The 12,850-nt window shown below is 55.4% G+C and carries 12 protein-coding genes; 4 read left to right on the top strand and 8 right to left on the bottom strand.

Annotated features, from left to right (window positions below; genetic code table 11):
• Positions 1–143: 143 nt before the first annotated feature.
• The 4 genes from DTF_RS0115030 (at position 144) to DTF_RS0115015 (ending at position 4,429) form a co-directional block, all read left to right on the top strand.
• On the top strand, positions 144–953 hold the full coding sequence (locus tag DTF_RS0115030; RefSeq protein WP_027715984.1) for a universal stress protein: 810 nt from the start codon (positions 144–146) through the stop codon (positions 951–953).
• Positions 954–1,109: 156 nt separating this feature from the next.
• The gene (locus tag DTF_RS0115025) at positions 1,110–2,324 is read left to right on the top strand and encodes an ABC transporter substrate-binding protein (RefSeq protein ID WP_226989371.1); all 1,215 of its coding nucleotides are present in this window, start codon (positions 1,110–1,112) and stop codon (positions 2,322–2,324) included.
• 120 nt (positions 2,325–2,444) lie between these two features.
• The gene (gene buk / locus DTF_RS0115020) at positions 2,445–3,536 is read left to right on the top strand and encodes a butyrate kinase (RefSeq protein WP_027715982.1); all 1,092 of its coding nucleotides are present in this window, start codon (positions 2,445–2,447) and stop codon (positions 3,534–3,536) included.
• A complete protein-coding gene (locus DTF_RS0115015; protein WP_027715981.1) occupies positions 3,533–4,429 on the top strand; it encodes a bifunctional enoyl-CoA hydratase/phosphate acetyltransferase in 897 nt (298 codons plus the stop codon). The genes buk (DTF_RS0115020) and DTF_RS0115015 overlap by 4 nt, the downstream gene beginning before the upstream one ends.
• A 156-nt stretch (positions 4,430–4,585) precedes the next feature.
• On the opposite strand, the gene DTF_RS23795 is transcribed toward DTF_RS0115015, so the two are convergent.
• From DTF_RS23795 to DTF_RS0114975, 8 genes are all read right to left on the bottom strand, one after another.
• The gene (locus DTF_RS23795; protein ID WP_051361352.1) at positions 4,586–5,038 is read right to left on the bottom strand and encodes a thioesterase family protein; all 453 of its coding nucleotides are present in this window, start codon (positions 5,036–5,038) and stop codon (positions 4,586–4,588) included.
• Positions 5,039–5,061: 23 nt separating this feature from the next.
• Positions 5,062–5,481 carry a universal stress protein gene (locus DTF_RS0115005; RefSeq protein ID WP_027715980.1) on the bottom strand — a complete coding sequence of 140 codons (420 nt, stop codon included), beginning with the start codon at positions 5,479–5,481 and terminating at the stop codon, positions 5,062–5,064.
• A gap of 32 nt (positions 5,482–5,513) precedes the next feature.
• Positions 5,514–6,407: a bifunctional enoyl-CoA hydratase/phosphate acetyltransferase gene (locus DTF_RS0115000; RefSeq protein WP_027715979.1), complete on the bottom strand. Its 894-nt coding sequence runs from the start codon at positions 6,405–6,407 to the stop codon at positions 5,514–5,516.
• Complete coding sequence (gene buk, locus DTF_RS0114995; RefSeq protein WP_027715978.1) at positions 6,391–7,497, bottom strand: butyrate kinase; 1,107 nt, start codon at positions 7,495–7,497, stop codon at positions 6,391–6,393. Before buk (DTF_RS0114995) ends, DTF_RS0115000 begins: the two co-directional genes overlap by 17 nt.
• A 38-nt stretch (positions 7,498–7,535) precedes the next feature.
• Positions 7,536–8,855, bottom strand: a complete 1,320-nt coding sequence (locus DTF_RS0114990) for a TRAP transporter large permease (RefSeq protein WP_027715977.1) — start codon at positions 8,853–8,855, stop codon at positions 7,536–7,538.
• Positions 8,852–9,472: a TRAP transporter small permease gene (locus DTF_RS23790; RefSeq protein WP_081702999.1), complete on the bottom strand. Its 621-nt coding sequence runs from the start codon at positions 9,470–9,472 to the stop codon at positions 8,852–8,854. Before DTF_RS23790 ends, DTF_RS0114990 begins: the two co-directional genes overlap by 4 nt.
• Positions 9,473–9,498: 26 nt before the next feature.
• A complete protein-coding gene (locus DTF_RS0114980; RefSeq protein ID WP_081702998.1) occupies positions 9,499–10,548 on the bottom strand; it encodes a TRAP transporter substrate-binding protein in 1,050 nt (349 codons plus the stop codon).
• A gap of 662 nt (positions 10,549–11,210) precedes the next feature.
• Positions 11,211–12,650 carry a sigma-54-dependent Fis family transcriptional regulator gene (locus DTF_RS0114975; RefSeq protein ID WP_027715975.1) on the bottom strand — a complete coding sequence of 480 codons (1,440 nt, stop codon included), beginning with the start codon at positions 12,648–12,650 and terminating at the stop codon, positions 11,211–11,213.
• Positions 12,651–12,850: the final 200 nt, after the last annotated feature.

The raw sequence follows: 12,850 nt of genomic DNA, 5'->3' as shown, positions 1-12,850 counted from the left end.
TACGGCGTTTTTTCAGGACCTCGACATATCTGATGTATGCCTTCGCCCCTGAAAAACCACCAAGCCTTGTAGGACGAATTTTTTGCTTAGCCATCCGATGAGTTTTTTGCGAATGCGTCAATGAATAGACAGGGGTGATGCGTATGGAGTTCAAGGATATTCTCATCCATATCGACGAGACGCCGCAGTGCGCAAAGCGGATCGAATTGGCGATCCATCTGGCCCGCCGGCATGGCGCGCACCTGACCGGGCTCTTTGCGATCACCCAGCTCCCGTACGCGCCCCAGTACGAATCCCGGAAGAAGCAGGCCGCCGCCGCCGAGGAGACGTTCCGGCAGACCGCCGAAGCCGCCGCCGTTTCCGTCGATTGGATCCTGGCGGACTGGGGAGTTCCCACGGTCGGCATGGCCGAGATCATCAATCACTACGCCCACACCCGGGACCTCGTCATCGTCGGCCAGTCCGCCCCGGAGAGGCGCCGCGAAGCCCCTCCCGCCAACCTTCCCGAACAGGTCGTTTTCGGCTCGGGGCGTCCGGTGCTGATCGTTCCTTATGCCGGAGCCTTCACCACGGTCGGCACCAGCTCCATCGTGGCCTGGCGCGGCGGCCGCGCTTCGGCGCGCGCCCTCAACGACTCCCTGCCGCTTTTGATGAATTCAAAGAAGATCTATGCCCTCTCCATCAGAACCTCCGGCGACCGATTTCTCTGCGAGTCTTCGGGCAGCGACATCTGCTCCCACCTGAAGCGGCACGGGTTGTCGTGCGTCGGAGAAGAGATCTCGGCCGCCGACATCCCCGTGGCCAATGTCCTGATGAATTTTGCCTGGGAGAAAGGGTGCGACCTTCTCGTGGTCGGTGTCTATGCCCACGCGACCGGGAAAAAACTGCTCCTCGGACCCGTCGGGCGCCAGCTTTTGAAGGACATGACGCTGCCCGTCCTGATGTCGCACTGACTTTTCTGCCCGGCCGCCTCTCCTCAACGGAGGGCAGCTGATTTTAAGGTCTTCCCGACCGGAGACAGTTCTACAACGGTACTACCTCTTCCGGGGGGCATTTCCCTCCCCGGATTTTCCCCTAGGGGCCCCTAGGAGCCACAAAAGGAGATTACCATGAAAGGAAGAACGCCCGTAATGACACGAATTCGCAGCAGGATGAAAAGCAGTTTGCTGGTCATTGTCTGTGGGGTGCTTATGCTGTGGGGCGGCCAGGCTGCTGCTGCCTCAGACACGGTCAGGATCGGCCTGGTTCTCCAGCTGACCGGGCCCTTCGCGGATTCCGGCCAGCAGATGATCAACGCCATCAAGACCTACATGGCCCAGCACGGCGATACCGTGGCCGGTAAGAAAATCGAACTGGTCTTCAAGGACGTCACCGGCCCGGTGCCGGCTGTTGCGAAGCGGCTCTGCCAGGAACTGGTCGTGCAGGACAAGGTGGACTTCCTCGCAGGCTTCGGCCTCACCCCCGATGCGCTTGCCTGCGCGGCGATCGCCAGCGAAGCGAAGATCCCCCTGATCGACATGCTGGCCGCGACCTCCATCATCACCACCAAGTCCCCCTACATCGCCCGGACTTCGCACACGCTTCCCCAGATCTCCGCGCCCATGGCGCAGTGGGCCTACGACAACGGCTACCGTAAGGTCTACACGCTGGTGGCCGACTACGGTCCTGGCCATGATGCCGCAAAGGCCTTCCAGAAGGCCTTCAGGGACAAGGGGGGCGAGATCGTCGGCGAAGTGGGCGTCCCGCTGAAAAACCTTGAGTTTGCACCCTACCTGCAGCGGGTCAAGGACAGCAAGCCCCAGGGCCTCTTCGTGTTTCTCCCGACGGGGCAGATGGGGGTCTCTTTCATGAGGTCCTTCCAGGAGCGCGGCATGGCGGAAGCGGGGATCAATCTGATTACGACCGGCGACGTGCTTGACGACGGCGCGATGGATTCGATGGGGGACATCACACTGGGCATGATTTCGAGTTACCACTACTCCGCCGCCCATGATTCACCGGAGAATGCCGCATTCATCGCCGCCTACAAGAAGATCGATCCGAACTCGCGCCCCAACGCCCATGCGATCGGCGCCTATGATGGCATGGCCGCCATCTATGAGGTGATCAAGCAGTTGAACGGCAAAATCGATGGCGACAAGGCGATGGAAGTGCTCAAGGGATTGAAAATATCGAGCCCGCGCGGCCCGATTTATATCGATTCGGAGACGCGCGACATCGTGCAGAACGTCTACATACGTAAAGCTGAAAAAGTGGATGGCAAGGTGTACAACATCGAGTTCGAGACCATCAAGGAGGTCAAGGATCCGGGTAAAGAACTCTGATCAGAGCCGAATCGTTCATGACCGGGGATTGGGAGCACACCAATCCCCGGTCCGCACAGAAAGGGCGGATCGTCACCGACCGAGGCCGGCACAGACCCTGAGTTAAATTCGAGGGAGAAGATGGACAATAAGAAAAAAATCCTGATTATCAATCCGGGATCTACCTCAACCAAAATAGCGCTCTATGAATCAGATAAGATGGTGTTCAACGAGTCTGTAGGACATTCCGCGGACGAACTGAAGCCGTTTAAAAATATCTGGGAACAATACGACTTCAGAAAAGAGGCTATTTTAAAAGTCGTCAAAAAGCACGGTATCCGTCTCGCAGCTCTCGATGCCATTGCTTGCCGGGGAGGAAACTGCAAATCCGTGCCGGGAGGTATTTACCGGATTTGCGACCAGATGATCGCGGATCAGAAAAGCGGGATCTATGGAAAGCATCCCGGCGACGTTGTGTGTCTGGTCGTCTATGATCTCGGAAAAGAGTTGAATATTCCAGTATTTACGGTCGACGTCCCGGTGACGGATGAACTGTCTCCCCTAGCCAGATACACGGGAATTCCCAGTATCCGCCGAAAGAGCAGCTTCCACGCCCTGAACCAGAAAGCAACGGCTAAGAAGGTCTCCGCAGGGCTCGGCAAAAAGTATGAAGAGATCAACCTGATCGTGGTTCATCTTGGCGGGGGGATCTCCGTCGGGGCTCACCGGAACGGCAAAGTCGTGGACGTCAACGGCGCCCTGGATGGAGACGGGCCGTTTTCTCCCGAACGCGCCGGATCCGTTCCTACGTCCGACCTGGTCAAAATGTGCTTTAGCGGCAGGTACACCGAAGAAGAAATCCTCCGATTCTTGACCGGCGGCGGCGGCCTCATCGCCCACCTGGGCACCACCAGCGGTATCGAAATCGAGCAGAGGATCGCGGCGGGGGACGCCAAAGCCGCGGAAGTCTATGAGGCAATGGCGTATCAGGTGGCCAAAGAGGTCGGAAGATGCGCAGCCGTACTGGAGGGCCGGGTGGACGCCATCGCCCTGACGGGAAGCCTGGTTCACTCGAAGACGTTGATGGCCAATCTGCAGAAGAGAATTTCTTTCATCGCTCCGATCCACCTGGTCCCCGGTGAAAACGAAATGGAGGCCCTGGGAGAGGGTGTGATGAGATATTTCAATGGAGAAGAAGGACTCGCGGCCTATGCCCCGGAGGAGCTGCAATGATGAGATGTCTGGATGATTTGCTTGTTGCGGTCCAGGACCGACCTCTCAAGAAGATCGCCATCGCCGTACCGGAAGAACCCGACCTGATCAAGCTGGTCAAGCAAGCGACCGAACAGAAACTTGCCGAATTCATTCTCGTCGGGGACGAGATCAGGATAAAGGATCTGCTTGACGAACAGGATCTGGATTTCAGAGACTTCGAAATCCAGCACAGGAAGGATCACAAAGAGGCGGCCGAAAGGGCGGTGCGCCTCGTGGTCGAGAAGATGGCCGAGGTCGTGATGAAGGGAGAGCTTCACACGGCCACCTTTCTGAAAGCCGTCCTGGCAAAGGAAAAGGGGTTGCGGACGGGGAATCTGATCAGTGAAATAACGCTCTACGATAAAGAAGACGAGGATGGCATCAGATTGATCACTGATTGCGCCATGAGCATCATTCCCACCCTCGATGAGAAGCGGCAGATCGTCGAAAATGCCGTCGAACTGGCCTTGAAGCTCGGCTACGAAAAACCTAAAGTTGCTGTTTTGTCGGCTGTTGAGGTGGTCAATCCAGCCATTCCGGATACGCTCGATGCAGCCATTCTGAGCAAGATGGCGGAGCGGGGACAAATCAGGAATGCCATCGTTGACGGACCATTCGCCCTGGACAACGCCATCTCGCTCGCCGCCGCAAGACAAAAAAAGATTGCCGGTGAAGTTGCGGGTCGGGCAGACATCCTTCTTGTGCCGAATCTGCAGGTCGGCAATGTCCTCCGCAAGAGCCTGACCTATATCGCTCACAAAAAGGTGACCTCGGCGGTAATGGGCGCCGGAGCACCGGTCGTCATGTTGTCCCGCACGGACAGCATCGAGGCCAAATTGCTGTCCGTGGCCTTGTCCACATATTTATCCTGACGGGAGCTGACGGACCTCCGTATTTCCCATCCTCATGGCAGCCATTCAGCCGCTGCTCTAATCCTGCCTTGGAGGGCGTAAATATATCACGGAGATAGTCAGAGCAAGAGGAGTGAGGGCGGATGGGGGGTAGCTACGCTCGTAGGGGGGAGGGAGTCAGGGGGCCAGCGGCCCCGCAAGCTTCAGCCGGTCGGGAGCGGTGAATTTCTCCATCGCTGCCCGGAAATCGGCGGGGATTTCGCGCGAGGCCAAACCATCGGCCACAAGATCGGAGCAAACGACGGTCAGCTTGACGGCAACCCGTTCTTGGCCGGCGCAGTCGGCAGCGATGTCCAGGGTAAGGGACTTGGCGCCGAGACGGCTTACCTCCAGCGACCACTCGAGGACATCTTCCATGCGGCTGGGTCTTTTGAAATCCACCTGCAGGTTGACTATCGGAAAGCCCATCTTCATTTGATGGTGCAGGCGTCCCAGGGGAATGCCTAGCCCTTCGCCGAACCAGTCCTCGAACACGCGTTGAGCCATCAGGACAAATTGAGGGTAAAAGACGATGCCCGCCGAATCGCAATCTTCGAATCGTACTTTGTAGGGGCGGATGAATCGAGCCATGCTCTCTCCTGAAATGCGTGGAATCAGAGAACCATTATCGGGATTTTGACCTTATGGATAACATAATTGGAAACCTGTCCGAACAGGAGGCTTCTTAACTCCCCTTCGATGTGCCTGCCGATGATGAGAAGGTCGAATTCTCCGCTGTCGGCGAGGTCGCAAATCGTCTTGCGCGCAGGGCCTTCCATGAAGATCGTCTCGGTTTGTATTCCATTTGAAGAAAAAATCTCCTTCTGGTCTTCGAGGAACTGCTTGGCCGCCTCCCTGGACCGCTCCTCGATGAGGGCATAGGTCGAATCCGGAACGCCTCGATAAGAGATCCTGCTGTTGTCGAACACGTGCAGCAGGGTCAGCGGAGTGGAAAATTTTTCCTTCATTGCAATCAGGGCGTTGATGGTTTTTTTCGAATTCTGCGATCCATCGAGGGGGACCAAGGCTTTCATGTGAACTCCCAGTTGCGCTGGTGCTGTTGATTTCAGGAAATATATGTGGCCAGAGCGACCGACACCAGCTTGGTCTCTGTGCTGTCGGACCGGGACAACATGACGATGGGCGCCGCTGCACCCATGATCGCCGCCGCGATCTTCTTTTCGGCGATATAGACCAGCGCCTTGTGAAGAGCATTGCCGACCTGCAGGTTCGGAACGAGGATGATGTCCGCCTTCCCGGCGACCTCGCCGCCGATCTTTTTCTGTTTGGCGGCGGCGATCGAAAGGGCGTTGTCCAGGGCAAAAGGGCCGTCCACGACGGCGTTTTTTATCTGGCCCCGATCGGCCATCTTGCTCAGAATCGCAGCGTCGAGCGTGTCCGGGATAGCCGGGTTGACTACTTCCAGGGCAGAGAGAACCGCTACTTTGGGTTTTTCATAGCCGAGTTTCCGGGCAAGCTCGACGGCATTTTCGAGGATCTGCTTTTTTTCATCCAGGGTCGGGCTGATGTTCATGGCGCAGTCGGTGATCAGTTGAAGACCTCCGCCATCGATTTTATCGTAAAGGGTTATCTCACTGATCAGGTTTCCCGTCCGGAGTCCTTTTTCTTTCCCCAGGACGGCTTTCAGGAAGGTGGCCGTGTGAAGCTCTCCCTTCATCACGACCTCGGCCATCTTCTCGACCACGAGGCTCACGGCCCTTTCGGCAGCCTGCTTGTGATCCTTTCTGTCCTGGATTTCGAAGTCCTTGAAATCCAGATCCTGCTCGCTGAGCAGTTCCTTTATTCTGTCTTCGTCCCCGACGAGAATGAATTCGGCAAGTCTCAGTTCGGTCGCTTGCTTGACCAGCTTGATCAGGCCGGGTTCCTCCGGTACGGCCAGGGCGATCTTCTTGACTGGTCGGTCCTGGACCGCTACAAGCAAATCATCCAAACATTTCATCTCTGTACTCCTCAGGGGTATAGGCCGCAAGGCCCTCTTCTCCATTGAAATATCTCATCACACCCTCTCCCAGGGCTTCCATTTCATTTTCACCGGGGACCAGATGGATCGGAGCGATAAAGGAAATCCTCTTTCGCAGATTGGCCATCAACGTCTTCGAGTGAACCAGGCTTCCCGTCAGGGCGATGGCGTCCACCCGTCCCTCCAGAACCGCTGCGCATCCCCCGACCTCTTTGGCTACCTGATACGCCATTGCCTCATAGACTTCCGCGGCTTTGGTGTCCCCCGCCGCGATCCTCTGCTCTATTTCGATACCGCTGGTGGTGCCCAGGTGAGCGATGAGGCCGCCGCCGCCGGTCAGCTTTTTCAGGATTTCTTCTTCGGTGTACTTGCCGCTGAAGCACATTTTGACCAGGTCGGACGTAGGAACGGATCCGGCGCGTTCCGGGGAAAACGGCCCGTCGCCGTCCAGGGCGTTGTTCACGTCAACGACTTTCCCCTTCTGGTGGGCGCCGACGGAAATCCCGCCGCCCAGGTGAACCACGATCATGTTGATCTCTTCATACTTCTTGCCGAGCCCCTGTGCAACCTTCTTCGCCGTTGCTTTCTGGTTCAGGGCGTGGAAGCTGCTCTTGCGGCTGATGGAAGGAATTCCGCAATATCTGGCCAACGGGGACATTTCATCCGTCATCGGAACGTCAACCGTAAACACGGGAATATTCAGCTCTTCCCCGAGGTCATAGGCGACGAGACACGCGACGTTGGCGGGATGTCGACCGTAAATTCCACTTTTTTTGTCTTCGATCATTCTTTCGCAGATCTTGTAAATGCCCCCCGGAATCGGTTTGCAGTTTCCTCCGCGGCAGGCAAGGGCATCCAGTTCGGCCAGGGCGATACCATTTTTTTCGATGAAGCCCAGAATAGCCTTTTTTCGAAATTCGTATTGTTCCCAGATGTTTTTAAACTGTTTAAGCTCGTCCGCCGAATGTCCGACCGACTCATTGATCATCAGTTTGTCTGATTCATACAGTGCTATTTTTGTCGAGGTAGATCCTGGATTGATAATCAGAATCTTTTTCTTGCGCTCCATTGTTTCCTCCAGTACAGGTTGTGGCTCAACGCGCGGAACTACCCCCAAAGCCGCACCAGGGCGAGGGTGATGCTGGGAAAGGCGACCAGTATTGCTATGCGGGTAAAATCGGAAAGCAGAAAGGGGAATACGCCCCGGAAACTCTCGCTCATAGGCACATCTTTGGCGAAGCTGTTGATGATGAAGACATTCATCCCTACCGGCGGGGTGATCAGTCCGACTTCCACGACAATGACCGCGATGATTCCGAACCAGATGGCCGTCTCCTCCGGCGGGAGGCCGAAGTCGAGAACGGAGATGATCGGGTAGAAGATAGGGATGGTCAACAGGATCATCGACATGCTGTCCATCACGCACCCGAGGACCAGGTACAGCAACATGATCAACAGAAGGACAACGAGCGGTGAGAAACCGCTTTCGCTGATCATTCTGGCCGCTTCGACGGGCATGCGGGTGAGGGCCAGGAAGGAGTTGAAAATTTCCGCTCCGAGCAGGATGAGGAAAATCATGGCCGTGGACCGGGCCGCACCGTAGACACAGTGCAGAAAGCCTTCCCAGCGCATATTGCCGTGCAGGAACGCCAGCATCCCGGTGCCGAAGGTGCCGACTGCGGCGCCTTCGGTGGGGGTGAACCACCCCCGGTAAATTCCGCCGATCACCAGGATGAAGATCAGGGCGACCGCCCAGATATCCTTGATGCTCTGCAGCCGCTCGGCCACGCTGGTTTTAGGTCCGGCCGGTCCGGCTTCAGGGTTTCTGCGAACGACGATGGCAATGGTAGCCATATAGCCGGCCACCGCCAGGCAGGCGGGGAGGATCGCCGCAATGAAAAGTTTTCCGATGCTCTGTTCGGTCATGATCGCATAAACGACCAGGATGACCGAAGGCGGGATCAGGATCCCCAGCGTCCCGCCGCAGGCCAGGGATGCGGTGGAAAGCGCTCCCGAGTAGCGGTAGCGCTTCATTTCCGGAAGGGCGACCTGAGCCATGGTGGCGGCGGTGGCCAAAGAGGAGCCGCAGATGGCGCCGAAGCCGGCGCACCCGCCCACCGCGGCCATGGCAATGCCGCCCCGGCGGTGGCCGAGCCAGGTATTTGCCGCGCGGAAGAGCGCTTTGCTCATCCCGGCATTGGTGGCAAACTCTCCCATCAGCAGAAAGAGCGGGATCACCGAGAGGGAGTAGGTGGAGAAGGTGGCAAAAGGGGCGGTCTGCAGATGGCTTATCAATGGGACCCAGCCGCTGACTATGATGTAGCCGGTCATCCCCGTGGCCAGCATGGCCACGGCGATGGGGATGCGCAATGCCATTAAGCCCAGCATCCCTCCCAGCATGACGAAACTAAAGGCGAAATTACTCATTTTGCGTCCTCCGACCCGCCAATCGCAAGGAGGTTCGTCACCATGGTGGAGGCGCAGGTTATGGTCAGGAGAATGAAGGCAGCGATTATCGGCGGTATGGCCCACCATGTCGGAATCTGAAGAATCATCGAGACATCTCCATAATCTTTGTACTGGAGGCACCCATGGATGAGCCTCCAGGAAATCAGGGCGGATATGACCAGAAGAAGCAGATCCCCAAGGGCCCCCAGGAGGCGTTTCACCCCCTGGGGAGCCTTGGCGGTAACAATGTCTACAATGACGTTCCCTTCATGGATCTGGCAATAGGGAAGAAAGAAGCTGACGGCGATCGCGCCTCCCAGTTCGACCAATTCGAAGTCGCCCGGGATAGGTGTATTAAAGATGGCTCGACCAAGAACGGTCCCCACGGTGACCAGGGTCAGAGCCGTCAGGATGATCCCTCCGGTGGCTGCAAAGATGCGACACACTCGCCTGAGTACAGCGTCCACCCGCAGGGAAGAAGTATTGACATAAACCTCCTGAAGGGGAGACCCTTTCCCCGTGGGCTTGGCAGTGGTTCGCTCTTTCACCCGCTGTTCCGGGCGATCGGTTTCTCTGTCACAGACCTGTTGAATCATCCCGTTTTCCATCGATTGGCACCTATTTATTTAGTCGTCGGGTTGCTGTATTTGTTGATGAGATTCTCTGCGGTTTCAAGGAGTTCCTTGCCGTTCTGCCCCTTCTTCTGTATGCTTTCGAGCCATGCGTCGACAACCGGTCTGGTAGCCTCCTTCCACCGCTTCACCTCTTCGGGAGGCAGCGTGTAGAACACGTTGCCTTTTTGTTTCGCGAGTTCCCGTCCTTCGATTTCGGCGTGATCGAAAGCTTGTCCGATCTCCTGGGCGATGTTCATCCCCGAGTTCTTGTCGACAATTTTTTTCAGGTCCTCGGGGAGACTGTCGTAGGTATTGCGGTTCATGGCGAAGAGGAATACCGCGGTATAGACTCCCCGGTCGCCGCCGGCCTCGCTATGATACTTGGTCAACTCATGAATCCGCAGGGCCTTGCCCACTTCCCAGGGGATGAGGGCGCCGTCGATGACCTGGGTTGCCAGGGCCTGGGGAACTTCCGGAACCGGCATCCCCACGGGGGTGGCGCCGAGTGCCTTCAAAGACTGCGTGGCGGAAGGGGTCGGACCCCGGACTTTCAACCCTTTCAGGTCCTCCATGGTTTTGACCTGATTGGAAACCATGTGAAAGAGGCCCGGGGCATGAACATGAAAGAGGAGGGGATGCACATGGCGGAATTCCTCTTTCAGATAGGTCTGGGAAAACTCCTGCAGTGCCTGGGTGGTCGCTTCAGCCGAGGCTGCCATAAAGGGGAGTTCGAAGATTTCGGAGATCGGGAACCGGCCAGGGGTATAGCCGGGCAGAGTCCAGACCACGTCGACAACCCCGTCCCGGACCTGATCGTAGAGTTGAGGCGGCTTACCGCCCAGCTGCATGGAGGGATAGATCTCCACGGCAATCCGGCCGCCGGACTCCGCCGTTATCCTGTCGGCCCAGGGCTGGATCAGCTTCGTCTGGGCATTGGAGCCCGCCGGCAGGAAGTGATGGACCTTGAATGTGAATTCAGCCTTCTGGGCTAAACTCAGGCCTGGGAAAAAGGCGAGCAAGAGGAATGGAACGGCGAAAAAGGCGACGATTTTTCTCATGGTGACCTCCGTTTTGATTTTACGTGCGGAAAGAACACTGCTTTCAGACAATCCATTACGTTTTTTCTGGGCTTTTCCCTCTTGTTGCGATGGTAAAGATATCCACCTCCTTTGGTCTTGCCGGATTAAGTTTGTCTCGCCGTTTGTTTTCCTTTCCCTGCCGCTCTCACGCATTCGGCGGACTCTCTTTTTGCGTCAACACTCCTCATGGAAAACACTGTTATTAAAACCAGTGATAAGAAAATCTTTTACATTTCAGTGCTTTATGACTATCATATAAATACGCATTAGTCAACCGGTTTATTTGTGAGTATAACATCGTTACGACGACCACGCGAGCAACTTTTCCGGAAATCGAGCGCACAAATTCCTGCCGCTAGAAGCCGGAAAAGTATTCAATACGGTACTGAAATACTACTTTCGGGGCAAGGCCCCGGGAAGGCTCTCGGGTGCATTGCCGGGTTATAAAGTAAAACAAAGTTATAAAATATGATTGCAAGGCGGATGCCATGAGGCGTTTTGCTTGTGATGGCGCTCTTTGCGAGACTTTTCGCATCCTCGAAGACGGTTGGCTTTTTATGAAATATAAAAAAAGTCTGAAATTTCATAAAATAAATCTTTATATTTCAGAAATGACGAGAGGGGGTGGAAAATTTCTTCAACTATAGGGCTATCTTTTGGCCTCCTTTTCGCTGGATACCCAGTTTTTTCATCCTTGAGGTTAGGGTTTGTGCATTTATCCGGAGAATTTGCGCCGCACCTTTTTCCCCGCTGACTCTCCAGTTGGTGGCTTCAAGTGCCCGAAGGATATGAGAGCGTTCGTTCTCCTCCAGGGAGATGATGGACCCGGGAAGGGCTGCTGTTTGTTCAAAGGCCGGGTTGAACCAGGATTCCAATTTGAATACCCCGTCCACGCTGGTGATGACGGAGCGTTCGACGATGTTCTGAAGCTCCCTCAGGTTGCCAGGCCAATGATGGTTAATAAGCTTTTCTATTTCCTCTTTCGGTATGTGGTCGATTTTCCGGCCGATTTCAGCAGCAAATTTTCCGACGAAGTGCTGAGTCAGCAGAGGGATATCCTCCTTGCGGTGCCGGAGAGGAGGACAGAGAATGGGAAAAACATTGAGGCGATAGTAGAGATCTTCTCGAAATACACCACTTTCAACCGACCTTTTCAGGTCGCGGTTAGTGGCGGCGATAATGCGGACATCGACTCGTTTGGTCTGCTCGCTGCCAAGCCGTTCAAACTCTCCTTCCTGTAAAACCCGCAACAGCTTTGCCTGCAGCTCCAGCGGCATTTCACCTATTTCGTCCAGGAAAAGAGTCCCCTTGTCCGCAAGCTCGAATTTTCCCGCCTTGCCAGAGATGGCACCGGTGAAAGCCCCTTTTTCGTGGCCAAAGAGTTCGCTTTCGATGAGGTTTGCCGGCAGGGTCGCGCAGTTGATCTTGATCATCGGTTTGGTTCGCCTGCCGCTTGCCTCGTGTATGTCTCTGGCAAACAACTCTTTTCCCGTGCCGGTTTCTCCAAGGATGAGAACAGTCGCTTTCGTTTTCGCCACTTGTTTTATTCTCAGCAGCACCTCTTTGAGGGCACTGCTGTTGCCGATGATTTCCCGCAGCTTGGACGACTGGTCAATCTCTTCCTTCAAATAGAAATTTTCCCGGGTGAGCTGTTGTTTAGCCTCTTCCAGCTCTGTGAGAACGACCCGAAGTTTCTGCTCCGCTTCCTTCCTTTCCGTAATGTCCTGAATAAAAGTGCAGGAATATTGCTTTTCATCAAAAGTAAATATGACCGTCATGACGGCGGACGGGAAAAGGGTGCCGTCTTTTCTCTTATGGGTGGATTCGAAAATTCGCACACCCTTTTCACGGAGTTCAAGCCATGACTCCTGAACCATTTTGGCGTCATACTCGGCATCTATATCGGTGATGTTCATGCCGACAAGTTCGTCCTGGGAATATTGGAGAAGCCGGGCGATCTCAAGGTTGGCCCTGACGATATTCCCTGTCGAATCGCGCCATATGATCCCCAGGGGAGCTTTCTCGGTGGTGATATGTGCAAAAAGGTACTGTTTTTCCAGATCGAAAAACGGAGTTTTCAAGGTTTATTCCCTTTTATAGCCATGGATGTAAGAGGGTCCTGTTAAAACACCGTTTATTATACTGGTTTTTCGGCACAGGGTCAAACCGGCGTTGCCGACATATTCGTCTCTAAAGCGCTTACAACCTAGAGAATCAGAACCGGACTCTTGACCCGGTGGATGACGTAGTTGGAGACGTAGCCGAAGAGAAGATTCCGGAA

The organism is Desulfuromonas sp. TF, from assembly GCF_000472285.1.
GTDB lineage: Bacteria > Desulfobacterota > Desulfuromonadia > Desulfuromonadales > ATBO01 > ATBO01.
The sequence above is the reverse complement of the archived record's forward strand: the minus strand, read 5'-3'. Positions and strand labels throughout refer to the sequence as shown.